The organism is Streptomyces sp. NPDC091649 (genome assembly GCF_044756785.1).
Classification (GTDB): Bacteria; Actinomycetota; Actinomycetes; order Streptomycetales; family Streptomycetaceae; genus Streptomyces.
Genome location: NZ_JBIVTR010000009.1, coordinates 68,938 through 92,555, shown reverse-complemented (window position 1 = coordinate 92,555; position 23,618 = coordinate 68,938). Strand labels below are relative to the sequence as shown.

At 70.7% G+C, this 23,618-nt stretch carries 17 protein-coding genes; 10 read left to right on the top strand and 7 right to left on the bottom strand.

The genetic code is table 11. From position 1 onward, the window contains the following. Positions 1 to 1,242 (top strand): amidohydrolase, encoded by a 1,242-nt coding sequence (locus ACIQMU_RS17500; protein WP_352243029.1) that lies wholly within the window; start codon positions 1 to 3, stop codon positions 1,240 to 1,242. A gap of 652 nt (positions 1,243 to 1,894) precedes the next feature. Here the strand turns inward: ACIQMU_RS17500 and ACIQMU_RS17495 are convergent. Both ACIQMU_RS17495 and ACIQMU_RS17490 read right to left on the bottom strand, forming a co-directional pair. Then, positions 1,895 to 3,325: an endo-1,4-beta-xylanase gene (locus ACIQMU_RS17495; RefSeq protein ID WP_402689154.1), complete on the bottom strand. Its 1,431-nt coding sequence runs from the start codon at positions 3,323 to 3,325 to the stop codon at positions 1,895 to 1,897. A gap of 1,116 nt (positions 3,326 to 4,441) precedes the next feature. Continuing rightward, the gene (locus tag ACIQMU_RS17490) at positions 4,442 to 5,545 is read right to left on the bottom strand and encodes a lytic polysaccharide monooxygenase (protein ID WP_352243027.1); all 1,104 of its coding nucleotides are present in this window, start codon (positions 5,543 to 5,545) and stop codon (positions 4,442 to 4,444) included. Positions 5,546 to 6,539: 994 nt separating this feature from the next. Between ACIQMU_RS17490 and ACIQMU_RS17485 the strand changes: the two genes are divergently transcribed. Both ACIQMU_RS17485 and ACIQMU_RS17480 read left to right on the top strand, forming a co-directional pair. Beyond that, positions 6,540 to 9,137, top strand: a complete 2,598-nt coding sequence (locus ACIQMU_RS17485) for a glycoside hydrolase family 9 protein (RefSeq protein ID WP_402689153.1) — start codon at positions 6,540 to 6,542, stop codon at positions 9,135 to 9,137. A 37-nt stretch (positions 9,138 to 9,174) separates the two neighbouring features. After that, positions 9,175 to 10,557, top strand: coding sequence for a cellulase family glycosylhydrolase (locus ACIQMU_RS17480; RefSeq protein ID WP_402689152.1), 1,383 nt, complete (start codon positions 9,175 to 9,177; stop codon positions 10,555 to 10,557). Positions 10,558 to 10,847: 290 nt separating this feature from the next. On the opposite strand, the gene ACIQMU_RS17475 is transcribed toward ACIQMU_RS17480, so the two are convergent. Further along, positions 10,848 to 11,879: a LacI family DNA-binding transcriptional regulator gene (locus ACIQMU_RS17475; protein WP_402689216.1), complete on the bottom strand. Its 1,032-nt coding sequence runs from the start codon at positions 11,877 to 11,879 to the stop codon at positions 10,848 to 10,850. A 140-nt stretch (positions 11,880 to 12,019) separates the two neighbouring features. Here ACIQMU_RS17475 and ACIQMU_RS17470 point away from each other — a divergent pair, with 140 nt between their 5' ends. From ACIQMU_RS17470 to ACIQMU_RS17455, 4 genes are all read left to right on the top strand, one after another. Next, positions 12,020 to 13,321: an ABC transporter substrate-binding protein gene (locus ACIQMU_RS17470; protein ID WP_402689151.1), complete on the top strand. Its 1,302-nt coding sequence runs from the start codon at positions 12,020 to 12,022 to the stop codon at positions 13,319 to 13,321. Positions 13,322 to 13,353: 32 nt separating this feature from the next. Beyond that, positions 13,354 to 14,289, top strand: coding sequence for a sugar ABC transporter permease (locus tag ACIQMU_RS17465; protein WP_352243023.1), 936 nt, complete (start codon positions 13,354 to 13,356; stop codon positions 14,287 to 14,289). Further along, positions 14,286 to 15,107 carry a carbohydrate ABC transporter permease gene (locus tag ACIQMU_RS17460; protein WP_352243022.1) on the top strand — a complete coding sequence of 274 codons (822 nt, stop codon included), beginning with the start codon at positions 14,286 to 14,288 and terminating at the stop codon, positions 15,105 to 15,107. Before ACIQMU_RS17465 ends, ACIQMU_RS17460 begins: the two co-directional genes overlap by 4 nt. A 158-nt stretch (positions 15,108 to 15,265) precedes the next feature. Continuing rightward, complete coding sequence (locus tag ACIQMU_RS17455; protein ID WP_402689215.1) at positions 15,266 to 17,587, top strand: glycoside hydrolase family 3 N-terminal domain-containing protein; 2,322 nt, start codon at positions 15,266 to 15,268, stop codon at positions 17,585 to 17,587. Between the two features lie 383 nt (positions 17,588 to 17,970). Here the strand turns inward: ACIQMU_RS17455 and ACIQMU_RS17450 are convergent, their stop codons facing one another. Continuing rightward, on the bottom strand, positions 17,971 to 18,390 hold the full coding sequence (locus ACIQMU_RS17450; RefSeq protein WP_352243020.1) for a hypothetical protein: 420 nt from the start codon (positions 18,388 to 18,390) through the stop codon (positions 17,971 to 17,973). Positions 18,391 to 18,548: 158 nt separating this feature from the next. On the opposite strand from ACIQMU_RS17450, the gene ACIQMU_RS17445 reads away from it, so the two are divergent. Beyond that, complete coding sequence (locus tag ACIQMU_RS17445; protein ID WP_352243019.1) at positions 18,549 to 19,406, top strand: helix-turn-helix domain-containing protein; 858 nt, start codon at positions 18,549 to 18,551, stop codon at positions 19,404 to 19,406. Positions 19,407 to 19,771: 365 nt separating this feature from the next. Here the strand turns inward: ACIQMU_RS17445 and ACIQMU_RS17440 are convergent, their stop codons facing one another. Both ACIQMU_RS17440 and ACIQMU_RS17435 read right to left on the bottom strand, forming a co-directional pair. Continuing rightward, complete coding sequence (locus ACIQMU_RS17440; RefSeq protein ID WP_402689150.1) at positions 19,772 to 20,854, bottom strand: CU044_5270 family protein; 1,083 nt, start codon at positions 20,852 to 20,854, stop codon at positions 19,772 to 19,774. Then, a complete protein-coding gene (locus ACIQMU_RS17435) occupies positions 20,851 to 21,546 on the bottom strand; it encodes an RNA polymerase sigma factor (RefSeq protein WP_402689149.1) in 696 nt (231 codons plus the stop codon). The genes ACIQMU_RS17440 and ACIQMU_RS17435 overlap by 4 nt, the downstream gene beginning before the upstream one ends. A gap of 404 nt (positions 21,547 to 21,950) precedes the next feature. On the opposite strand from ACIQMU_RS17435, the gene ACIQMU_RS17430 reads away from it, so the two are divergent. Continuing rightward, positions 21,951 to 22,241 (top strand): Atu4866 domain-containing protein, encoded by a 291-nt coding sequence (locus ACIQMU_RS17430; protein WP_352243049.1) that lies wholly within the window; start codon positions 21,951 to 21,953, stop codon positions 22,239 to 22,241. A 177-nt stretch (positions 22,242 to 22,418) separates the two neighbouring features. Continuing rightward, entirely contained in the window at positions 22,419 to 23,159 is a 741-nt protein-coding gene (locus tag ACIQMU_RS17425) for an SDR family oxidoreductase (RefSeq protein ID WP_352243016.1), read from the top strand. Positions 23,160 to 23,229: 70 nt separating this feature from the next. Here ACIQMU_RS17425 and ACIQMU_RS17420 read toward each other — a convergent pair whose 3' ends face one another. Continuing rightward, positions 23,230 to 23,580, bottom strand: a complete 351-nt coding sequence (locus ACIQMU_RS17420) for a hypothetical protein (RefSeq protein WP_352243015.1) — start codon at positions 23,578 to 23,580, stop codon at positions 23,230 to 23,232. Positions 23,581 to 23,618 lie beyond the last annotated feature (38 nt).

The window sequence follows — 23,618 nt, the reverse complement described above, 5'->3', positions numbered from 1 at the left end:
ATGAGCGAACCGACCGCCGTCGCCCGCCTCACGCAGGAGATCACCGCCGGCTTGAAGCCCGCTGCCCTGGAGGACTTCTACCAGGATCTCCACCGCCACCCGGAGCTCGCCTTCCAGGAGCACCGCACCGCCGCGAAGCTCGCCGCGCTGCTGCGGGCGGCCGGCTACGACGTCACGGAGGGCGTCGGCCGTACCGGGGTGGTCGGTGTTCTCGCCAACGGCGACGGTCCGACCGTCTGGCTGCGCGGGGACATGGACGCACTGCCGGTCCAGGAGGCCACCGGTCTGGAGTACGCCTCCACCGTCGACGGCGTGATGCATGCCTGCGGTCATGATCTGCACGTCACCTGGCTCGCCGGAGCCGCCGGCGCGCTGGCCGCGGCCCGCGGCGCCTGGTCGGGCACGCTCGTCGTCGTCGGGCAGCCCGCCGAGGAGTCCGGCGGTGGGGCGTCGGCCATGGTCGCCGACGGGGTGCACACCCGCTTCCCCCGCCCCGACGTGGTGCTCGGCCAGCACGTCACGCCCGGTCTCGCCGGGTTCTACCCGCACACCCCGGGCCTCACGATGTCGGCCTCCGACGACCTCGACGTCGTCGTCCACGGCGTCGGCGGTCACGGCTCCCGGCCCGAGTCGACGACCGACCCGGTGGTGACGGCCGCCTACATCGTCACGCGCCTGCAGACCGTGGTGTCCCGCGAGGTCGCGGCGGCCCACTCGGTGGTGCTGACGGTGGGACAGTTCCACGCCGGTACGAAGCACAACATCATCCCCGCCGAGGCCCGGCTCTCCCTGAACCTCCGCACCCAGGACGCGACTGTGCGGGACCGCGTCCTCGGAGCCGTCCGCCGCATCGTGGAGGGCGAGTGCCGGACCGCGGGCTGCCCGAAGCCGCCGGAGGTCAGGGTCCGGCCCGGCTACCCGAACACCGTCAACGACACCGTCCTCGACGGCGAGATCGCCGCCGTGCACCGCGAGTTGTTCGGACCGCACACGGTGTTCGACTTCGGCCCCGCGATGGGCAGCGAGGACTTCTCCCTCCTCGCGCCCGAGGGCGTGCCCTACGACTTCTGGTACGTGACGTCGACGCCGCCCGCGGTGTGGGACGCGGCCCCGGGAGCGGACCTGGCCGAGAAGATCGGCAGCGTACCGGGAAACCACAGCCCCCTGTTCGCCCCCGACCTTTCGGTTCTCGCGCCCGGCGTCCGAACACTGGTGTCGGCGGCGCTGAGCCGACTGGGGTGAGCGACCCGGCCACGCCGAGACCGTCCTCGGCAGGGCCGACGAGGCGGTCCCGGCCGGCGCGTTGGCCCGGACTCGATACGCCGTGACGCTCGTGGCCTTGCCGGACGGTGAGCGTGGCCGGTACGAGAGGGCGAACGGACGGATCGCCTCCTGCACGTTGCCTGACGTGCGCCTCCCTGAGAGACGCCTGCGCCGGCAGTGCCGCCCGGGGACGTGAGTGAGGGTCACGCGGCATCCGTCCGGTCCGAGCCCTGCCGCCACCGGGCTCGGTGGAGCTCGTCGCGGAGGGCCTCGAACTCATCGGCGGTGATGGGCGCGTGTTCCGCCTCAGCGACGGTGGCATGGGGGCGGAAGCGGCGAGTGGCTTCGCACATGAGCACACACGACGCGCCTGGCCCGCGCAGGCGTTTTATGCGGGCGAGCACCGTGTCATGGCCGTCTGCCGACGCTGACGGTGGAGGCGGATTCCTGCACCCCCACCGCCTTGTCGCTGGTGCGGTTGACCGGCCGGGCGTCGCACGCCTCGGGGACCGCGAGGGCCGCCGCCACCGCGGCGGCGGCCCGGGGCCATCAACGATGTCTTCCTGGAGAGGAGGGAGAGGCCGCACCGCCGGCCCTCATGGTCACGCCCTTTCGTTGGTGGCGGGCCCCATCAGGTGAGGGCCCAGCGTTGGTTGCTGCCGTTCGAGCAGGAGTAGAGCTGGATCGGGGTTCCGTTGGCGGTGCCGTTGCCGACGGCGTCGAGGCAGAGGCCGGACTGGACTCCGACGATGGATCCGCCGGAGTCGAGGCGCCATTTCTGGTTGTCACCGCCCCAGCAGCTGTAGATCTGGACTTTGGCCCCGTTGCCGGTCCCGGCGGCGTCCAGGCACTTGTCGCCGTAGGCCCGGAGCTCGCCTCCGGCGGTGAGCTCCCACTGTTGGTTTGTGCCACTGTTGCAGTCCCACAGTTGCAGCTGCGTGCCGTCGGTGGTGCTGGCGCCCGGCACGTCCAGGCACCGGCCCGAACCGACGCCCTTGATCTCTCCGGAACCGGTCGGGGGTGTGGACGAGCCGCCGTTGAGTGCGTTGAGGACGGAGGCATAGGCGGGCTTCTTGCTGCCGTCGTCGTTGAACAGCAGCGGCGAGTGCTCCGACCGCCAGGAGTCGCTGTCGCGCACGCCCCAGACGGTGATGCCGAGGCAGCGGGGGACGGCCAGGCAGTCGTTGGTCACGGCGGCGTAGGTCGCGGCCGGAGCGCCCTGGATGTCGAGTTCGGTGATGGCCACGTCGACGCCGAGGGCGGCGAAGTTCTGAAGCGTGGTGCGGAAGTTGCTGTGGTAGGGGCTGCCGCTGTTGAAGTGCGCCTGGAAGCCGACGCAGTCGATCGGCACGCCGCGCTGCTTGAAGTCCCGGACCATGGCGTACATGGCCTGGGTCTTGGCCCAGGTCCAGTTCTCGACGTTGTAGTCGTTGTAGCAGAGCTTGGCCGCCGGGTCGGCGGCGCGCGCGGTGCGGAAGGCGACCTCGATCCAGTCGTTGCCGGAGCGCTGCAAGTTGGAGTCTCGCCGGGCTCCCGAACTGCCGTCGGCGAACGCCTCGTTCACCACGTCCCACTGGGCTATTCTGCCCTTGTAATGGGCCATCACGCCCTTGATGTGGTCATTCATCGCCTGGCGCAGTGTGCTGCCGCTGAGGCTCTCCATCCAGCCGGGCTGCTGGGAATGCCAGGCCAGGGTGTGGCCGCGCACCTGCTTGCCGTTCTGCACCGCCCAGTTGTAGACGCGATCGGCGGCGGTGAAGTCGAATCGGCCCCGCTGCGGTTCGGTGGCGTCGATCTTCATCTCGTTCTCGGCCGTCACCGAGTTGAACTCACGGCCGGCGATCGTCGTGTACGCCGGGTCGCCCAGCTTGCCCGAGGCGATGGCGGTGCCGAAGTACCGGCCGCTCTGCGCCGCCGCGACGCCGAGCGTGCTCTCGGCGGCCTGTGAGGCCGGCGGGGCCACCAGCGTGGCGGCCGCAGCGAGCACGCCGACGACCAGCGCCAACAGCAGGCTGCGGATCTTCAGGCGGATAACGGGTCTGGGAAGGTCGTACGAGCCCATGACTGTGCCTCCTAGGTAGAAATCACGGAAGGGCTGAAGCGCAGGGGTTGCGTCGTCCACGCCCGGTTGGCGGACGGACGAACTGACGGGCGGGCCGGAGCCCCGGTTGGCACGGGGGCACCGAGCACAGCCTTCTTGGGAGCGGGCACGTTTCGAGCCAGGCACGGGGATACTCCATCGCCGCTCGGGCGGGGGACCTCGGAGCGGCGTCGCGTACCTCTCCAGCTGTGTGAAGAGTCAGGATGCGCTGGTGCGAACCTCACTGGAACGAAACAGGTGGCGCAGGTGCTTCGGCGGACGGCTCTGCTGTGCGGCACGGCTTGCCCAAGGCCGGTGCGATCGGTGCATCGAACTGTGGCCGGTATCCCAGACAGGAATGATTGAGGTATTGACGATGCATCGTCAACACTCTCGGCAGAAAAGATTTCTGTTCATCCTTCGAAAGCTTTCGAACCCGTCGAGTCGAACGGCCGGCCCCAGTGCCGCCGTCGACGGATGTCGTAAGACCGAGTTCGGGGCGAGCGTGCGGATGCCCGTCGAGCGGTGGGGTCCGCCAGGTCTTCGTCGTCCGCCACGTCATGCTTTGTCGTGCGTGGTCATGCGCCGGTTAGTGGTCAGCAGACCTAGGGTCTCGGCTGTCGTAGGCGTCGTCGCAAATGTTTCGATGCAGGCAGTGATCATGCGAGAGGTGTTGACGCCGCTCGCGGCCACCTGATGAGCGACGGCGCTCGACACTTCGACCGGTGTCATACGTGAGTTGCGTCGGTTCGCTCTGTTCGCGAACCAGAACACCTCGGGGTCGCATCGCTCGGACGCAGTGCCGCGACGAGTCCGGTCACGCACGTGTCATGGTTCGGTCGAGGTGTGGCGTCGCCCGCGCACCGCCACGAGGTCGGCGCCCTCATGTGCCCGGCGCTCTCCGGAGGCCGGCTCTGCGGTCGCCACCGCGGAAACACCGCGGTGGGCCCGCCCAGTCGGAGTGGACGCGCCGCGGCAGAGGCACTGGAGCATCAGGGCGTCCCCGCCTGTCCTGGTGCCTGACGTGCGGGCGTGTCACGCGCACGGCAGAGCCGGTTCCCCCGCGATGGGGGAACCGGCGCTGCGTGCGTCGATCGGCTACGGGGTGACGCAGCCGATCGAGCCGACCGGGAAGTCGTTGCCGGTCGATGTCGCGGTGAACCCGAAGGTGACGCTGCCCTCCGGTGCGATGGTGCGGTTGTGGTCGAGGTTCCTGACGGTCAGCGTGCCGTCGGGCGCCGCGGTCAGCGCCCCGTTCCACAGGCTGTTGACCTGGGCGCCCGCGCCGGGCTTCCATTGCACGGCCCAGCCCTCACGCGCCGTCGTGCCGTGGTTCATGACCTCGACGGAGCCCTGGAAGCCGCCGTTCCAGGAGTTGGTCACGCTGTAGACGGCCATGCACCCGGTGTGGGGGTCGGTGGGTGTCGGGGTCGGGGTCGGAGTGGTGGGAGTGGGAGTGGGTGTCGGGGTCGGGGTGCCGCCCGAGCCGCGGATGCCGGTCACCTCGCCGTTGCCGCCGTCGAAGACGATGTCGGAGCAGGAGAAGAAGTTCTCCTGGCTGTCCGAGCGCACCCACTGGATGAACATGACCGCGTCACCCGAGCGGCCGGAGGGCAGGTCCAGGTCCCAGTAGTAGTGGCCCCCGTCAGTACCGGCCCCGCCCGCCTGCGGCGGGTCGGAGACGGTGTCGATGAGTTCCAGGTCGTCCCAGCCCAGCTCGGTGGTGGGCGAGTAGCCGGGCTTGGACAGGTACACCCGGAAGGAGCCCGGGTGCGCGGCCCAGTTGCTGTGCTTGACCTGGATCGTCTTCCCGGACGTCAGGTGCGTCCGGGGCCAGTCGGAGCGCGGGGCGTTGTAGCCGGTGAAGTTGTACGGTGACCGGTCACCGGCACTGCACAGCTTTCCGTCCGGGACGTATCCCTCGCCCCGTCCGCCCGCGTTGGAGTCGAGCACGGCGAACCAGTTGTACAGCGCGGTCGCGCCGCTCTCGTCGAGCGCGGCCTTGCACGCCGGGTTCGTCGGGTCCAGAGCGCCGGTGCCGGTCCGGGCGTCCAGCATGCAGAGATAGGTGCGCGATCCCGGTGTCATCGTGACGCCGTGCGCCTCCGCGTCGCCCTGGCCCATCAGGGTCAGGCCGATTCCGCCGAGCAGTGTCGCCAGCACCGCCGCCAGGGAGGTGAACAGCTTCTTGTGTGGGGCCATGAGGTCTCCTGTGCCTGTGTGGGGATGGTCTTCCGGTGGTGCTTCCTCTCCCGCGGCCGCCGTGGGGCGAGGGGTCTGGGGGCGGCGCCTGGTCCAGGGGGGCGCTGTTCCGGGCGGCGAGCGCGGCGGCGAGGCAGGGGGAACGCCGCGGCCGGTGCGCGGAACTCCCGGTGTGCGGCCGTAGCCGTCCGGTCCGTCCCGCCGGAGGCGGACCGGCCGGGCCGGATTGCGGCTGCCATGGACGGACCGGCCGCCGCACCGCAGGCGCCGACGAGGTGCGGGCCGGCGCGCGCGGAGCTGTGAGCGGTGCGGCGGACGTCACGGGGCCCGCGCCCCGTACCGGGGGAGGTGGCGGGGAGGCGGGGCCGGCTCGCACCGCCGATCAGTTCAGGCGGCCGTGCCGTTGGGGCCGAGCCCGCACGGGCGGGGTGCGACGTCGAGGGGGCTGCGTCGGGCCGGTGGCGGCAGGCGCGATGAGCAGGCTGCGCGCGGTGCTGGGGGAGTGCGGTGACGCTCGCATGCGGGGCCTCTCTGGGAGCGATGACCGGATGAGGCGATCACGGAATCGGAAGCGCCGGCCATTCGGTGCTGGGAGCGCTCCCACCCGCTGGTGCTACGGACTGTAGAGAGTTGCCGTGCCCCTGACAACCCATCGTGAGGTATATGTCGCGCGGTGCGAGGTGGGTCCGGGCTGGGGCCGAGTCGGCCGTCCCGTCCCGGCGGGGTCGCGTGGTGCTCCAGGCCCGGACGGTCATCTCCCGCGAGACCGGCGGAGCGGCGAATCCTGTCCAACCGCTTGACGGCGCCTCTCGTGACCCCGAACTTATTGGGAGCGCTCCCACTTTCGTCCGTGTTCCGCCGTACGCAAGCAGGTGCCCCAGTCACCGCATGCCTTCCCCCCTCCCGTAAGGACCTCAGTGTGCCGCGACATCAGTCACTCGTTCCCCGCCCGTCCCGTACGTTCCGCCGACGGGACCGCTCCAGACGCGTCAGCGTGTTAGCGGGCGTCGCAGCCGCCGCCGGGCTGCTGGCCGGCACCCTCGCCGCCCCCGCCGGTGCGGCCCAACCCGTCGACGAGGCATCCGAGGTCCCCGAGCTCATCGTCAACGGGGACTTCTCCGCGGGCACCGCCCCCTGGTGGTCGACGGCCAACAGCCCCGTCGCCGTCTCGGACGGACGCCTCTGTGCCGAGGTCCCCGCGGGCACGGACAACGCGTGGGACGCCATCGTCGGGCAGAACGGGCTCGCCCTCACCGCCGGCGAGGGCTACACCCTGAGCTACACGGCCACCTCCACCGTGCCGGTCACCATCCGCACCAACGTGCAGATGGCCGCCGAACCGTGGACCACGGAGCTCGCCACCGCGCAGCCGGTCGGGACGACCGCCGAACGCGTCACCGAGAGCTTCACGGCCGGAGCCGACCACGACGCGGCGCAGCTCGCCTTCCAGATCGGGGGCAGCGCCGAGGCCCTCACCTTCTGCGTCGACGACGTATCGCTGCGCGGCGGAACCGCGCCGCCGCCGTACGAACCGGACACCGGCTCCCCGGTCCGGGTCAACCAGGTCGGATACCTCACCCACGGCCCCAAGTCCGGCACCGTCGTCACCGACGGGACCGGCCCGCTGCCCTGGACACTCGACTCGGCCGCCGGCACGCGCGTGGCCGGCGGCACCACCACTCCGGCGGGCCTGGACACCGCCTCGCGGCAGACCGTCCACACCTTCGACTTCAGCGCGGTGGCGACCCCGGGGGAGGGATACACCGTCACGGTCGCGGGGGAGAGGAGCGAGCCGTTCGCCATCGGCGACGACCTCTACTCCTCGCTGCGCACTGACGCGCTCGCGTACTTCTACCACAACCGCAGCGGCATCGAGATCGACGCGGACATCGTCGGCGAACAGTACGCGCGGCCGGCCGGCCACCTCGGCGTGAGCCCCAACCAGGGCGACAACGACGTGCCCTGCCAGCCGGGCGTGTGCGACTACCGTCTCGACGCGGCGGGGGGCTGGTACGACGCCGGCGACCACGGCAAGTACGTGGTCAACGGGGGCATATCGGTCGCCCAGTTGATGTCCACGTTCGAGCGGACCCTGTACGAGGAGACCGCCGACGCCGGACCGCTCGGCGACGGCGAGCTCCGGCTGCCCGAGCACGGGAACGCCACTCCCGACATCCTCGACGAGGCGCGCTGGGAACTGGAGTTCCTCATGCGGATGCAGGTGCCCGCGGGGGAGTCGCTCGCCGGCATGGCCCACCACAAGCTGCACGACAAGGCGTGGACCGGACTGCCGCTCCGGCCGGACCGCGACCCCCAGCCCCGGGAACTGCATCCGCCGACCACCGCGGCCACCCTCAACCTGGCGGCCACCGCCGCCCAGTGCGCCCGGCTCTTCCGGGCCTACGACGCGGACTTCGCCGCGCAGTGCCTCTCGGCCGCGCGGTCCGCGTGGACCGCGGCCAAGGCCCACCCGGACGTCCTCGCCGATCCGCAGGACGCCACGGGCGGCGGCGCCTACAACGACGACGACGTGCGGGACGAGTTCTACTGGGCGGCGGCGGAACTGTTCCTCACCACCGGCGAGGACGGCTACCGCCAGGAAGTCCTCCGCTCCCCGCTGCACGGCGACACCGACGCGGTCTTCCCGCGCGGCGGCATGTCCTGGGGCTCGGTCGCCGGGCTCGGCGCCCTGAACCTCGCGAGTGTGCCGGGCGAGCTGTCCGACGATCAACTCGCCATCGTGCGCGGCATGGTGACCGAAGCCGCCGACGGATACGCGGCCGACTCGGCCGGGGCCGCGTACGGCCTCCCGTACGCCCCCGACGACGGGCACTACGTATGGGGCTCGAACAGCCAGGTCGCCAACAACATGGTCGTCCTGGGCTCCGCGCACGACCTGACCGGCAGGACCGCCTACCGTGACGCCGTACTGCGCGGACTCGACTACCTGCTGGGCCGCAACGCGCTGAACCAGTCCTACGTCACCGGGTACGGCGAGCGGGACTCGCGCAACCAGCACCACCGCTTCTGGGCCAACCAGCTCGACCCGGCCCTGCCGAACCCCGCAGCGGGCTCCCTGGCCGGCGGCCCCAACGCCTCCATCGAGGACCCGGTCGCGCAGGCCAAGCTGAAGGGCTGCGCACCGGCGATGTGCTACATCGACGACATCGAGTCCTGGGCCACGAACGAGATCACGATCAACTGGAACGCCCCGCTCGCCTGGGTCGCGTCCTACGTGGACGATCTGGGCGGCGGTGAGCCCGTGAAGGCGCGGTGCGAGGTGACCTACACCTCGCACCGCTGGAGCAACGGCTTCACCACCCAGGTCGCGCTGAAGAACACCGGCGACCGTCCCGTCCAGCCCTGGCGGCTCGACTGGACGTTCGCCGACCAGCAGCGGGTGACCGACGCCTGGGGCGCCGACATCGGGCAGGCCGGGCCCCGGGTCACCGCCGAGGCCCTGAGCTGGAACGCCACTCTCGCGCCCGGCGGCACCGTGCGGTTCGGCTTCAACGGCCGGCCCACCGGCCTCGTGCACGACCCCCGGGTCTTCAGGCTGAACGGCCATGCCTGCGGGACGACACGACGATGAGCGGGCGGCCCGTCCTGCTCCGAAAAGGGGAATCACTGTGAAACGTCTTCTGGCTCTACTGGCCGCCTGCGCCATGATCCTCGCCCCCACCGTCCTGCTCAGCCCCCCAGCGGCGGCTGCCACCGGATGCAAGGTGGACTACACGGTCACCAGCCAGTGGGAGGGGGGTTTCCAGGCCGGAGTGAAGGTCACCAACCTGGGCGAACCCATCACCGGATGGGCCCTGAAGTTCACGATGCCCGACGCGGGGCAGCGACTCGTCCAGGGCTGGAACGCCACCTGGTCGCAGTCCGGTTCCGCGGTCTCAGCGGTGGGCGTCGACTGGAACCGCACCCTGTCCACCGGTGCGCCGGCCGATCTGGGGATGGTGGGCTCCTTCACGGGCGCCAACCCGAAGCCCACGGCGTTCACACTCAACGGCGTCGCCTGTACGGGTTCCGTGGAGGAGCCCCCGCCCGTCGACCCGCCCCTCCCGGGCACCGGCACCCCCGTGGACGTCAACGGCGAGCTCCACGTCTGCGGCGTGCACCTGTGCAACCAGTACGACCGCCCCGTACAGCTGCGGGGCATGAGCACCCACGGCATCCAGTGGTTCAGCAAGTGCTACAACACCGCGTCCGTGGACGCGCTGGCGAAGGACTGGAAGTCGGACCTGCTGCGCGTGGCCATGTACGTCCAGGAGGGCGGCTACGAGACCGACCCGGCGGGCTTCACCAGCCGGGTGAACGGCCTCGTCGACATGGCCGAGGCGCGTGGCATGTACGCCATGATCGATTTCCACACCCTGACGCCGGGCGACCCGAACCACAACCTCGACCGGGCCAAGACGTTCTTCGCGTCCGTCGCGGCCCGCAACGCCGACAAGAAACACGTGATCTACGAGATCGCCAACGAGCCCAACGGAGTGAGCTGGACGGCCATCAAGAACTACGCCGAGCAGGTCATCCCGGTGATCCGGGCCGCTGATCCGGACGCCGTCATCATCGTCGGCACCCGCGGCTGGTCCTCCCTGGGCGTCTCGGACGGCTCCAACGAGAGCGAGGTCGTCGACAACCCCGTCAGGGCGGACAACATCATGTACGCCTTCCACTTCTACGCCGCGAGTCACAAGGACTCCTACCGCGCCACACTGAGCCGCGCGGCTTCCCGACTGCCGCTCTTCGTCACCGAGTTCGGCACGGTGAGCGCCACCGGCGGGGGAGCGATGGACCGGGCGAGCACGACGGCCTGGCTGGACCTGCTCGACCAGTTGAAGATCGGCTACGCGAACTGGACCTACTCCGACGCCGACGAGAGCAGCGCGGCGTTCCGGCCGGGCACCTGCAACGGCGGTGACTACAGCAGCAGCGGTGTGCTGACCGAATCGGGGGCGCTGCTCAAGAACCGCATCAGCACCCCCGACTCCTTCCCCACCGGCTGACCGACGGACCGAACGCGGGCGGGGCTCCGGACGACCGGAGCCCCGCCCGCCACCTCGGCACTCGACGACCGGGGGCGGCACCTCGGTCTCCGTACCCCCGGCTCGCGGAGACCTGGCGAGACATCACGCCGCCGGAGCCCCTTGACGCGTCCGTCGTCGAAGTGAGCGGGAGGCATGAGGGGCGCCCGGGCTGTCGCAGTCCCGCGCTCGGGCCGCGACAGTCCGGTGCTCGGGTCGCGATCCCCGGACAACGCACGCCACCGCGTCCTCGGCGCCCGACGAAATGCCGCTCAGCTCCCGGGCGGCGGCGCCGTGCTCTTGCGTACGACCAGACTCGTGGCCAGCTCCAGCCGTGTGGCCACCGGTTCCCGCGCCCGCAGTCGCATCAGCATCTGCGCGGCCTCCTCCGCCATCTGGCGCAGCGGCTGGTGGACCGTGGTCAGGGCCGGGCTGGCCCAACGGGCGACGGGCACGTCGTCGTAGCCGACCACCGAGAGGTCGTGGGGGACGCGCAGGCCCCGCACCCGGGCGGCCTCCAGCACGCCGAGTGCCTGGAGGTCGCTGCCCGCGAAGATCGCGGTGGGCCGCTGGGGGTGGGACAGCATCTCGGCGGCGCGGTCGTATCCGCCCTCCACGTGGAAGTCGCCGAACAGGATGAGGCCGGGGTCCACCTCCAGCCCTGCCATGGCCATCGCCGACCGGTAGCCGTCGAGCCGGGCGCGGGAGCAGAGCATGTCCTCGGGTCCGGTGATGACACCGATGCGCCGGTGCCCGCACTCGATGAGGTGGCGGGTGGCGGCCAGTCCGCCGTTCCAGTTGGCCGAGCCGACCGAGGGCACGTCGGGGTCGGGGTCGCCCGCCGGGTCGATGATGACGCAGGGGATCGAGCGCGCCCTGAGCTGCTGTTTCACCGCGTCGGGCAGCGTCGAGAAGACCAGGACGACGCCGAGCGGCCGACGTTGGAGCATGGCCTCCATCCAGTCGGGGCCGGGCGAGTGGCGGGTTCCGCTCTCAGTGAGGACGACCCCGGCGCCGTGGGTCTTCGCGACGTTCTCCACCCCCCGGATCAGCTCCATCGCCCAGATGCTCTCCAGCTCGTGGAACACGATCTCGATGAGCGGCGTCTCACTGGCGGACCGTGTGGTGCGCCGGTACGCATGGGTCTCCAGCAGGCGCTCGACCTTGACCCGCGTGGGGGTCGCCACGTCCTGCCGCCCGTTGAGCACTTTCGAAACTGTCGAAATGGAGACGCCGGCCTGCTCGGCCACCTGAGCCAGGGTGATGCGGCCCATTCTCTCGTCTTCGCGCATGGCCAGGAGCATAAAGCACGGGAGGGCCGACGCCCAGGCGTAACGCTTTGATAACGCCACGACCGAGGGTTGACCCCCTGGGTGAGGGGTTCTAGCGTCCCGACTCAGGAAGTTTCGGTTATCGGATCGAAAAAGTTTCGAAAGGTGTGCCGATGAAGCAACGCGCACGGTTCTCGCGGACCGTTGTCGTCGGTGGTGCCGCACTGGCCCTGGTGCTGTCCCTGTCCGGATGCGGAGGGGACTCGGACGCGGCCGGCGGCGACACCCTCCACGTCCTCGTCTACGGGGACGCGGCGAACAAGGTGGAGAAGGAGATCGTCGCCACCTTCAACAAGACGTCGAAGGTCAAGGCCGTCCTGGATACGATCCCGGGCGCCGACTACCAGGCCAAGCTCCAGACGATCATCAACAGCAAGCAGGCGCCGGACGTCTTCTTCAACTGGGGCGGCGGCAGCATCAAGCCCTTCGTCGACGCCGGCCTGCTACTGCCGCTGGATCCCTTCATAGCCGAAACCCCCGAACTCAAGGCGAAGTTCCTGCCGTCCGTGTTCAACAGCGCGGTGGTCGACGGCACGTCCTACGGGGTCCCCATGCGCGGCACCCAGCCCGTCCTGCTGTTCAGCAACGGCAAGGTCCTCAAGAAGGCGGGCGTCGAACCCCCGAAAACCTGGGACGACCTGCTGGCGGCGGTCAAGGCGCTGAAGGCCGACGGCGTCACCCCGATCGCGCTGGGCGGCGGCGACCGGTGGCCGACGCTGATGTGGTTCGAGTACCTGTACGACCGTATCGCCGGCCCGGAACTCTTCCAGAGGGCCCTCGACGGCGACCGGGACGCCTGGGCGAGCCCGGACAGCAGGAAGGCGCTGGGCAAGATCAGGGAACTGGTGGACGCCGGAGCGTTCGGCACCAACTACGACTCGGTGAAGTTCACCGACCAGGGCTCCCCCACGCTCCTGGCGACCGGCCGGGCCGGCTTCGAGCTGATGGGCTCGTGGGAGTACTCGACGCAGCAGGACGCGCACCCCGAGTTCGCGAAGAACGACCTCGGATACAGCGCCTTCCCCTCCGTCGAAGGCGGCAAGGGCGACCAGGCGAACGTCGTCGGCAACACCAACAACTTCTACTCCGTGCTGAAGAAGACGAAGCACCCGCAGGCCGCCGCCGAATTCCTGAAACTCATGTACTCGGACCAGTTCGTCAAGGCGCAGCTCGCCATCGGCAACCTGCCGACCACGACGAACACCGAAGGCTTCCTGGACACCGCCGCCAGCCCCGGGTTCGCGAAGTTCCAGTACGACATGGTCAAGGCGGCCCCGGCGTTCCAGCTCTCCTGGGACCAGGCGTACCCGCAGTCGGCGGCCACCGCGATGTACCAGTCCCTCCAGCAGTTCTTCAACGGCTCGATGGACGAGGACGCCTTCATCAAGGCCATGCAGGCACTGCCGACCTCGTGAGCCCACCCAGATCCGGACCCGGAACACACGACATGACCCGAACCGCAGCCCCTTCCCCGGACGGCGAGACGGCCAAGAAGAACGGCTCGTCCGGCATCGGAGCGGGCCGCCCGGGATTTCTCTGGGCGGTCCCCGCCGCCGTCTTCTTCGGCCTCTTCGCCCTCGTCCCGCTCATCATGGTCGCCGTACTCTCCTTCGCCAGCTGGGACGGTCTGAGCGACCCGGAATTCGCGGGCCTCGACAACTGGAGGAAGCTCCTCGACGACCCCGTCATGATCAAGAGCCTGTGGCTGAGCGTCCTGCTCACCGTGCTCGGGGTCGCCGTCCAGACACCGCTGAGCATCCTGCTCGGGGTCTGGGCGGCGGGACACCAGCGCAACCGGGCCGTTCTGTCCGCCGTCTACTTCGTCCCGATGCTGCTGTCCGTCGCGGCCGTGTCCGTGCTGTGGCGCGCCGTCCTCGACCCCAACATGGGCGTCCCCGCGCAGGCCACCTGGCTCTTCGGCGACGGCAACCTGTTCGGGAAGCAGGCCACCGCGATCGGCGTCCTGGTCTTCGTCAGCACCTGGCAGTTCACCCCCCTGCACACGCTGATCTACCAGGGCGCGGCGCGCGCGGTGCCGCAGGTCCTCTACCAGGCGGCGCAGATCGACGGCGCGGGCACGGTGCGGCAGTTCTTCCACATCACGCTGCCGCAGCTGCGCAACGCGATCATCACCTCGATGATCCTGATGGTGGTCGGCGGACTCACGACCTTCGACACCGTGCTCATCCTGACCCAGGGCGGACCGGGAAGCGACACCACCATCAGCGCGTACTACATGTACCAGAAGGCGTTCAAGAGCTTCGACTACGGAGGGGCTTCCGCCATCGCCCTCCTCCTGGTCCTCGTCTCCACGGTCATCTCGCTGATCGTGGTGCGGCTCTCGGGCTACGACAAGATGCGCAGCACCATGGAGGGACTGTGAGGAAGAGCCGTCCCAACCACTTCGCCGGTTTCGGCTCCCTGGTCTGGCTCCTCGTGGTGGGGCTGCCGCTGTACGTGATGCTCATCGCCACGTTCCAGACGCGCTCCGACTACGCGGCGAACGGCCCGCTGTCCTTTCCCGAGCACTTCACGCTCGACAACTACATCGACGACCTCAACAGCGGCTTCGCGCAGTACTTCCTCAACACCGTCATCGTCACCGTGTGCGTGGTGGGCATCGTGCTGCTCCTCGTCCCGCCGCTGGCGTACACCATCGTCAGGAGCCGGGGGCGCGCCACCACCACGGTCTTCCGGCTGTTCCTCCTGGGCCTGGCGATCCCCTCGCAGGCGGTCATCGTCCCGATGTTCTTCGTCATCAGCGAGGCCGGTCTCTACGACAACCTCATCGGCGTCATCCTGCCGACGGCGGCCTTCGCCATGCCGGTGTGCGCCCTGATCCTGACGGGGGTGATGCGGGACATCACCCCCGATCTGTACGAGGCGATGACGATGGACGGCGCCTCGCCCCGACGGGTCTTCTTCCAGCTGGTGCTGCCGTTGTCCAGGAGCGGGCTCTCGACGATCGTGGTCTTCTCCGCGCTCCAGGCGTGGAACGGCTTCCTGTTCCCCCTCGTACTGACGCAGTCGGCGGAGACCAAGGTGATCACCCTGGGGCTCTACGACTTCCAGACGGAGCACGGGGTCAACACCCCCGGCCTGCTCGCCGCGGTCGTCCTGTCCATGCTCCCCATCCTGATCGTCTATCTGTTCGCTCGCCGCGCCCTGGTACAGGGGCTGATGGGAGTAGGAGGAAAGTGACCGCCAACATCGCCAACATCGGCAACACCGGCGTGCAGACACCCGCCGAGGACACCGGCTGCCGGGCACCGGTGTCCGACGCCACGGACCACCGCACCGGGCCCTGGCGCGACCCCACCCTCACCCCCGAGGCCAGGGCCGACGCCCTGATCGCCGCCATGACCCTCCAGGAGAAGGTCTCCCAGCTCTTCGGCGTCTGGGTGGGCGCCTCCGACGAAGGCGCCGAAGTCGCGCCGTTCCAGCACGACATGGAGGAGGCCGTCGCCCTCGACGACCTTCTTCCGCACGGACTCGGCCAGCTGACCCGCCCGTTCGGAACGGCCCCCGTCGACCCTGCCGTGGGCGCCCTCTCGCTGGCGCGCACCCAGGAGCGCGTCGCCGGAGCGAACCGCTTCGGCATACCGGCGCTCGCCCACGAGGAATGCCTCGCGGGCTTCGCCGCCTGGGGCGCGACCGCCTACCCGGTGCCACTGTCCTGGGGCGCCACCTTCCACCCGGAGCTGGTCCGCGAGATGGCCGCCGCGATCGGCCGCGACCTGCGCTCCGTGGGCGTGCACCAGGGGCTCGCCCCCGTCCTCGACGTCGTACGCGACGCACGCTGGGGCCGTGTCGAGGAGACGATCGGCGAGGACCCGTACCTGGTGGGAACGGTCGCCACCGCCTATGTGCGGGGACTGGAGTCGGCCGGGATCGTCGCCACGCTCAAGCACTTCGCCGGGTACTCCGCCTCCCGGGCGGGCCGCAATCTCGCCCCCGTCGGCATGGGCACGCGGGAGCGGGCCGACATCATCCTGCCCCCGTTCGAGATGGCCGTACGCGAAAGCGGCGTACGGTCCGTCATGCACGCCTACACGGACACCGACGGAATCCCCTCCGCGGCCGACGGACCGCTGCTGACCGGCCTGCTCCGCGACACCTGGGGCTTCGAGGGGACCGTGGTCGCCGACTACTTCGGCATCGCGTTCCTGAAGACGCTGCACGGCGTGGCGGGGACCTTCGGGGAAGCGGCCGGCGCCGCACTCGGCGCGGGCGTGGACGTGGAACTCCCGACCGTCAAGACGTTCGGCGGCCCGCTGGCCGACGCGATCGCCGAGGGCCTCGTACCGGAGGCGCTGGTGGACCGTGCGGCACGCCGAGTGCTGGCCCAGAAAGCCCGGTTGGGGCTTCTGGACGCGGACTGGCGGCCGGTGCCGGCGGCGCTCACCGGAGCCGCGGGTACGGACGGCTCCGAGGGCGGGGACTCGGAGGCGCTGCGCGGGACGGTCCGTCTCGACACCGACGAGAACCGCGCGCTCGCCCGCCGCGTCGCCGAACAGGCCGTCGTCCTCCTGCGCAACGACGGCACCCTGCCCCTGGCGGCGGACACGGCCGGCGGAGCCCCCGCCCGTATCGCCCTCATCGGGCCCAACGCCGACACCCCGACGGCCGTCCTCGGCTGCTACGCCTTTCCCGTCCACGTCGGAGGCCAGTACCCCGGGACCCCGCTCGGCATCGAACTCCCCACCCTGCGCGAGGCATGTGCGGCGGAGTTCCCCGACAGCGAGATCCTCTCCGCGCGAGGTGCGGACATCGACGGCCCGGACACCGGCGGCTTCGGCGAGGCCGTCGAACTGGCCAGGAGCGCCGACCTCGTGATCGTCGCACTCGGCGACCGGGCCGGCCTCTTCGGGCGGGGGACGAGCGGGGAGGGCTGCGACGCGGAGAACCTGGCGCTCCCCGGTGTCCAGCAACAACTGCTCGACGCCCTCCTCGACGCGGGCGCCCCCGTCGTCGTCACCCTGCTCGCCGGACGCCCCTACGCCCTCGGGCGGGCGGCGGACGAGGCAGCCGCGGTCGTGCAGTCGTTCTTCCCCGGCGAGGAGGGAACGAGGGCCATCGCCTCGGTGCTCAGCGGCCGCACCGAACCGTCCGGCCGACTGCCCGTCAGCGTGCCGCGCCACCCGGGCTCCCAGCCCTCCACCTACCTGGCGGCACGGCTGGGCCACTCCAGCGACGTGTCCAGTGTCGACCCCACCCCGGCGTACGGATTCGGCCACGGTCTGACGTACACCGCCTTCGAGTGGAGCGACCTCGTCGTGGAGCAGGGGCGGGCGTCCACGGACGGGGAGTTCACGCTCTCCTGCACCGTCCGCAACACGGGTGCGCGGGAGGGGACCGAAGTGGTTCAGGTGTATCTGCACGACCCGGTCGCCTCCGTGGTCCAGCCGGTGCGGCGCCTCATCGGGTACGCACGCCTCGGCCTGGATCCCGGACGCGCGGCCAGGGTGCGGATGACGGTCCCGGCGGACCTCGCGTCCTTCACGGGACGCGACGGCCACCGGATCGTCGAGCCGGGCGATCTCGACCTGCTGCTGAGCGCGTCGAGCACCGACGTTCGCCTCACGGCGCGGGTCACGCTGACAGGGCCGGTGCGAACGGTCGACCACACCCGTCGGCTGCACATGAGCGTCGCGACGGAGAGCCTCACGGACGCGCCGTAGCCCGGCGCACCGACGGGGGAGTGCCTTCGCGGGTGGCGGGATCGCCTGCGAAGGCACTTCCCCGTACCGGGATTCCATGGCGGGACGTTCCTGTCGAGTACGGACTCGGACCGGGAAGCCGGGCCTACGACCTGTGCCGGGGATACAGCGGGAACGGCACCTCGCAGCCGATCCTTCCCCGGCGCCAGTCTGGTGACGGCAGGACAGCAGGGGGACTCGCCGCGCTCCGAGACGGTGCCGGAGAAAGTGCACGTGCCCCGTCTCCCACCGCGCCGGCCGCGCGTCCACCTTGACCGGGTGCGGGCCGGCCAGGCGTACGCCTCCCGCAAGCACCGCGCCCACCTGCGCCGCCGGGGGTCCGTCGCCGTGATCCATACACGTCGCTACAGCTCGTAGTCCCGGGCCAGCTCCTCCCAACGAATGCCGCGGAGCGCAGGGTCCGCGTTCTCGCCCGTCGGCACCTCCGGCGCCGACTGCAACCAGGCGACGACGAGGGAGGAACCATCCATGGCCGGGTCGAGGGCCGTGGACTCGAAGACACCGACGCAGGCCACGGAAGGCAGCACCTCGACGGGGCCGAAGGTGCCGACCGTCTCGTCCGGGTACTCACGCGTGGGCGGAACAAGGTGGACCGGTGTGGACGGAAACTCCCGCTCGGCCTGTCGCTGGAGCCAGCTGACCCTGCGGTCGTTGACGCGCTTGCACGGGTAGCCCTCCAGCATCCCTCCGTAGGTCGAAGACATCCGTAGCTCGGTGAGCCGGATCGAACGGCCGGACGAGAGGACTATGTGACCCAGTGACATGCCAGCACCCTATGCGCCTGGACCCCGGTGCGCGGCGCAGGGGCGCGGGGCTCGGACGCCTCGACACGGTGCGACGCGGCGGAGGACCGGAGGGCCGGGCCGACCCTGGGAGCAGTGGGACCAGGCTCGCATCCGCGCAGGAGCCTAACCTGCCTTGTATGACGACCTCGAAACTGGGCGACTACCTGCAGGGCCGGCGCGCGCGAGTGACGCCGTCCGACGTCGGTCTGCCCCAGGACGGGCGGCGGCGCGTCCCCGGTCTGCGCCGGGAGGAAGTCGCGATGCTGGCCCGCATCAGCGTCGACTACTACCTGCGACTGGAGCAGGGCCGTGAGCGGCGCCCGTCGACGCAGGTCCTGGACGCCCTGAGCGACGCACTGCTGCTGGACAACGACGGCCGGCTGCACCTGTACCGGGTCGCGGGCATGACCCCGGCCCCGCGTCAGGAGGGCGGCGCCGAGCGAGCCGACCCCCAGCTGCTGGCCCTGGCCGAACTGTGGGACCGTACGCCGGCCCTGCTCCTGGGGCGGGCTTACGACGTCCTGGCCGTGAACACGCTGGGGCGGGCCGTCTTCCCTCACCTCGAACCCGGCGCGAACCTGCTGCTCGCGATGTTCCTCGACCCGTCGGCCCGCTCCTTCCACGCGGACTGGGACAAGGCAGCGGCCAACGCGGTCGCGGGGTTCCGCTTCCTGGAGGGCGCCCGGCCGAACGACCCGAGGATCCAGGACGTACTGAGGACGGCCTCGGAGGGCAGCCGCGAGTTCGCCGACCTCTGGCACAGACGAGACGCACGGGGCAAGAGCGACGCCGCGAAGGTCCTGCTGCATCCCGACGTGGGCGAACTCACGCTGCGCATGCAGACCTTCGACGTGCGGTCGGCTCCCGGCCAGCAGCTGATCGTCTACCACGCGCAGGAGGGCACCCGGACTGCGGAAGCGCTCCGCCTGCTCGGCTCCCTGGCGGCGACCCCCCGGCCCGGACACCAGGACCACTCGCCGGGACGGGCCACCTGAGGGCCCGCTCCGCGGCGGTGGTCGGCGTCCTGCGGGCCCCCGGTCCTCGTCCCGGTGCCGGGCCCACCGCCGCACCGGACAGCGGGCGACCCGCAGTTCCGGCGAGGCCGCACAGTGCGTCGCCGGACCTCGCCCACCGCGACTCCACGGGCCCGCCCGGCAGAAGCCGCGGTCTCCGGGAGCCGGACCGAGTACGTCGATGACACCGGGGCGCGTCCGGGGCCTTCCGGATGACCTTCCGGACGTAGCCGTGGCGCCCTCCGGCCATGGCGCCGTCACACCACGGCGCCTTCCCGGTCCTCGGCGCCTCGGCCTCCCGCCGCTGCTGCCCCTCCGCGCGCCTCTTCCACAGACGCGCGGAGTGATCAGCCGGCCTGCTGCTTCCCGGTGGACTCGGGTGCTGCCTTGCCCGGGACCTGCCCGGCCTCGTCGACGATGGCGTGCTCGATCTCGGCGGTGCTGGAGAGGAGGGTCCCGGCCTTCGCGTACGGGGCGTCCTTCGTCCGGTACGCGCGGGAGCCGAGGAAGGAGTAGTCCTCCTTGTCGAAGACCCACTCGGTGCGGTTGCCGTGCTCGGTGTCCTCGCGGGCGATGCCGAGGCCCGTGCGGCCTATGGCGTCCTTGGCGTCCGGCGCCTCCTCGACGCCCGGGATGTTCGCCGCCGCCCGGTAGAGGGCCGCGGCCGTCTTCGGCGGCAGCACCCCGCCGAGCAGGACCCCGATCTGCTCGAAGACGATCTGGTCGGTTTCCCGTTCGGCGTCCTTCCGGACGTGCGTACGGAGGTAGGCGAGGAGTTCGTCCGGGTCGGTGGGCAGCGAGGCGAGCCAGTGGTAGGTGGGGCGGGACAGTCCGGCGGGGGTGCCGTTGTCGTCCCCGAGCGGGGCGTTACTGACCTCGTCCTTGCCATCGACCCGGGTCAGCCCGATCCTTTTGAGGGGGCGCGGGTCCTGCGGCGCCCAGCCCTCCTTCTCGGTCAGCGGGCTCAGTACGGCCTTGCCGCTGCCGATTTCGGCCTCCCGGACCTTGGAACGGGTGTAGAGGAACTGGTCGTCCCGTACGACGGGCGCCTCACTCGTGAGGGCGACCGTCGAGAGGCGGTGGAGAAGGCCGTCCGTGCCCCGGGTGGCCGTCGCCGTCGTCGTCCGGGCTTTGTCGTCCTTGTTGTCCGTGCCGAGGGCGAGACCGCCCGCGAGGATTCCGGCCAGTGCCATCGCCGACACGGGGACGAGAAGGGCGGGGCGCAGGAGTCGGCGGGTGGGTCGGGCGGTGGGCTGAGCCTGACTGTCACGACGGGCGTCGGCGTCGATGTGGTTCATCAAGAGTTCCTTCTGGTGACGGAATCGCTCGGGCGACAGGTCCTCGGTCACCGGAGGGGGAAGCATCCGGGCCAGGTGCCGGGCTTCGTCGTCGTCCCTGTTGTCAGGAGAGGCGGCGTCTTCGCGGTTCATGGGGTTTCCTCCCGCACGGGCTGGGCCGCGATCGCGGCTGTATTCCTTACCTCTCCGTGGACTCTCGCGGGTTCCGGGTTTCTTCGCGGACGTTGCGCACGTTCCGCGCGTTGCGTCTGCTCCGCGCGTTCCGTCTGCTCCGCGATCCGGGCGAGTCTGCTGCGAGCGCGGGAGAGGCGGGAGCGCACCGTGCCCACCGGGATGCCGAGCGCCTCGGCGGTCTGCTCGTAGTCCAGTCCGGACCACACGCACAGGGAGAGCACTTCCCTCTCCCGGCGACGCAGTTGTCCGAGGGCCGCCGAGACGGCGCGCAGACGACTCCGGTCGTCCAGCCGGGACGCTGCCTCCGCCGAGAAGTCCGCCACGGCGGCGGGCGGTGGCTGACGGGCCAGGAAGACCAACCGCCGCCGCAGCCCCCGCCGGGTGTTCTCACACTTGTGCGTGGCGATGCCGAGGAGCCAGGGCAGCGCGGAGCCCCGCCCCTCCTCCAACCGCTCTCTGCCCTGCCAGGCGGCCAGGAAGGTGTCCGCCATGACGTCCTCGGCAGTCGACCAGTCACCTGTCAGCCGCAGCGCGTGACGGTAGACGGCCTGGGCGCAGCTCTCGTACAACTCGGCGAAAGCCTCGCGGTCCCCCGCGTGCAGGCGTCGGCGCAGCTCGTTCTCCGCGGTCTCGGGGGCTTTGGCGCCCATGGAGCCGTCGGTGCCCCGGGGATTCTCCGGAGCCTTCGATTCTGGTGGTTCCCTCACACCCGTTATCTCTCCGCGGCCCTGTGCCCGTTCCTGTGACCCGCGCCACAGCCTCTTGCGGCAGTGGGCAGCGGGCAGTGTGCAGGCGGCGGGGCTGACGGTGTCGTCCGCCCGGAAGAGCGTACGGGCCGCGCGCGACGGGGCGGGGCCGGTGTCCCGGCGCCCGTGCCGCGGTGCGCTCCGGGGCGTTCCCACCCGGTAGCGACCTCCGGACGATCCGCTCACGCGGCGGGACGGTGGTCGGCGTGCAGGAACCCCGTGGACGGGGGGTGCACCGCACCCAGGACGCCCCCACCCGGGAGGACGGCGACCTGGCCGCCTCCCGCCGCAGGGGCGAGGGTGGAGCCATGACCAGCGACGACATATCTCACGGTCCACAGACGTACGTCGGGATGTGGGTGACCGCGGACGGCTTCATCCGCCAGGAACTACTGCCGAACGGCCGTTACGACGAGGCCCGGGGCAACCGTCCCCGCGCCTACACCGGTCGTTACACCGTCACCGGCAGCCACCTCGACTACGTCGACGACACGGGCTTCACCGCCACCGGCGACGTCCGTGACGGCGTTCTCTTCCACGAGCACCTCGTGCTCTACCGCGAGGACGACCCGCGCGCCGGGCGGGGAGCCCGAGCATGATCCGGGCGCGATCGCGGGTGGCCTGAGCCGTCACCGCCGGTCCGGCAGGACGCTGGGCGGGTCTCCCGCACGGGACCGCGAAGCCCCTGTCGCCCGGCACGAACTCCCGATTCCACCGCCGCTCGTGCGCCCCGCCCCGCCATGTCGGCGGCCACCACTCCGAAGGAGCTTTTCTCCATGACCACACCCACCGAACCGAAGGTCGTGCTCGTCACCGGCGCCAGCAGCGGCATCGGCGAGGCGACCGCCAGACTGCTCGCCGAACGAGGCCACCACGTCGTGCTCGGCGCCCGCCGCACCGAACGGCTCAAGGAACTCGCCGACGACATCCGGGCGTTCGGCGGCAGCGTCCAGTACCACCCGCTGGATGTGACCGACGCCGAACAGGTGCGGGCCTTCGTCGACGCCGCCCGCGGCAGGCACGGCCGCGTCGATGTCATGGTCAACAACGCCGGTGTGATGCCGCTGTCCAAGCTGGAGGCACTCCGGCTCAACGAGTGGAACCGCATGATCGACGTGAACATCCGCGGCGTGCTGCACGGCATCGCCGCCGCGCTGCCGGTCATGCAGGCCCAGCAGCACGGCCAGTTCGTCAACGTCGCCTCCATCGGCGCTCACCAGGTCTCCCCGACAGCGGCCGTCTACTGCGCGACCAAGCACGCCGTATGGGCCATCTCCGAGGGGCTGCGGCAGGAAGTCGGCGGCGACATCCGTGTCACCACCGTCTGCCCCGGCGTCACCGAATCCGAACTGGCGGAGTCCATCTCCGACCCGGTGGGCCGCGAGGAGATGCGTACGTTCCGCAGCGTCGCCATCCCGGCCTCGTCCATCGGCACGGCCATCGCGTTCGCCATCGACCAGCCCGCCGAGGTCGATGTCAGCGAGATCATCGTCCGCCCCACCGCCGGCCAAGCCTGAGCCGACCGGGGAACCCGGCGTCAAGTCGGCGACGCGGCCGAGGCGGGCCGGGAGCGGGGAAGAGGGTCAGTCAGAGAAAGTGGTGCATGAACCGGGGGCTCTCGACCGTGGCACCGAACGGCATCACCGCGTCGGACCAGGGCTCGCCGGCGATGAGGGAGATCCTGAACTCCGGTCCGTACAACCGCCCGTGGCCCCTTCTCCTGATGGCGAGCGAGAACGTGTCAGCGGTGTCATGGTTCCAATGGTCCGCGTCACGGACCTGCTCACTCAGGTGCCCGAAGGACAGCGTCTCCCGATCGGCCGACAGACCGGGGATCCGTTCGACCGAGCCGTGCAGCAGGTAGAGGCACATGAGGTCCACCGGATGCGTATCGTGCGCCATCCGCGTGAAGAGTCCATCGGAAAAGCTGCCCCGCACGGGTTCCTCCAGCCCTCGCGCCCTCCGCCGTTCTGGGG

What these genes read in the sequence shown, in the direction of transcription:
- ACIQMU_RS17475 (WP_402689216.1), bottom strand. Translation starts at nt 11,879, where the DNA reads ATGCTCCTGGCCATGCGCGAAGACGAGAGAATGGGCCGCATCACCCTG.
- ACIQMU_RS17425 (WP_352243016.1), top strand. Translation starts at nt 22,419, where the DNA reads ATGACCACACCCACCGAACCGAAGGTCGTGCTCGTCACCGGCGCCAGC.
- ACIQMU_RS17440 (WP_402689150.1), bottom strand. Translation starts at nt 20,854, where the DNA reads ATGAACCGCGAAGACGCCGCCTCTCCTGACAACAGGGACGACGACGAA.
- ACIQMU_RS17430 (WP_352243049.1), top strand. Translation starts at nt 21,951, where the DNA reads ATGACCAGCGACGACATATCTCACGGTCCACAGACGTACGTCGGGATG.
- ACIQMU_RS17455 (WP_402689215.1), top strand. Translation starts at nt 15,266, where the DNA reads ATGACCCTCCAGGAGAAGGTCTCCCAGCTCTTCGGCGTCTGGGTGGGC.
- ACIQMU_RS17465 (WP_352243023.1), top strand. Translation starts at nt 13,354, where the DNA reads ATGACCCGAACCGCAGCCCCTTCCCCGGACGGCGAGACGGCCAAGAAG.
- ACIQMU_RS17500 (WP_352243029.1), top strand. Translation starts at nt 1, where the DNA reads ATGAGCGAACCGACCGCCGTCGCCCGCCTCACGCAGGAGATCACCGCC.
- ACIQMU_RS17470 (WP_402689151.1), top strand. Translation starts at nt 12,020, where the DNA reads ATGAAGCAACGCGCACGGTTCTCGCGGACCGTTGTCGTCGGTGGTGCC.
- ACIQMU_RS17495 (WP_402689154.1), bottom strand. Translation starts at nt 3,325, where the DNA reads ATGGGCTCGTACGACCTTCCCAGACCCGTTATCCGCCTGAAGATCCGC.
- ACIQMU_RS17450 (WP_352243020.1), bottom strand. Translation starts at nt 18,390, where the DNA reads ATGTCACTGGGTCACATAGTCCTCTCGTCCGGCCGTTCGATCCGGCTC.
- ACIQMU_RS17435 (WP_402689149.1), bottom strand. Translation starts at nt 21,546, where the DNA reads ATGGGCGCCAAAGCCCCCGAGACCGCGGAGAACGAGCTGCGCCGACGC.
- ACIQMU_RS17490 (WP_352243027.1), bottom strand. Translation starts at nt 5,545, where the DNA reads ATGGCCCCACACAAGAAGCTGTTCACCTCCCTGGCGGCGGTGCTGGCG.
- ACIQMU_RS17445 (WP_352243019.1), top strand. Translation starts at nt 18,549, where the DNA reads ATGACGACCTCGAAACTGGGCGACTACCTGCAGGGCCGGCGCGCGCGA.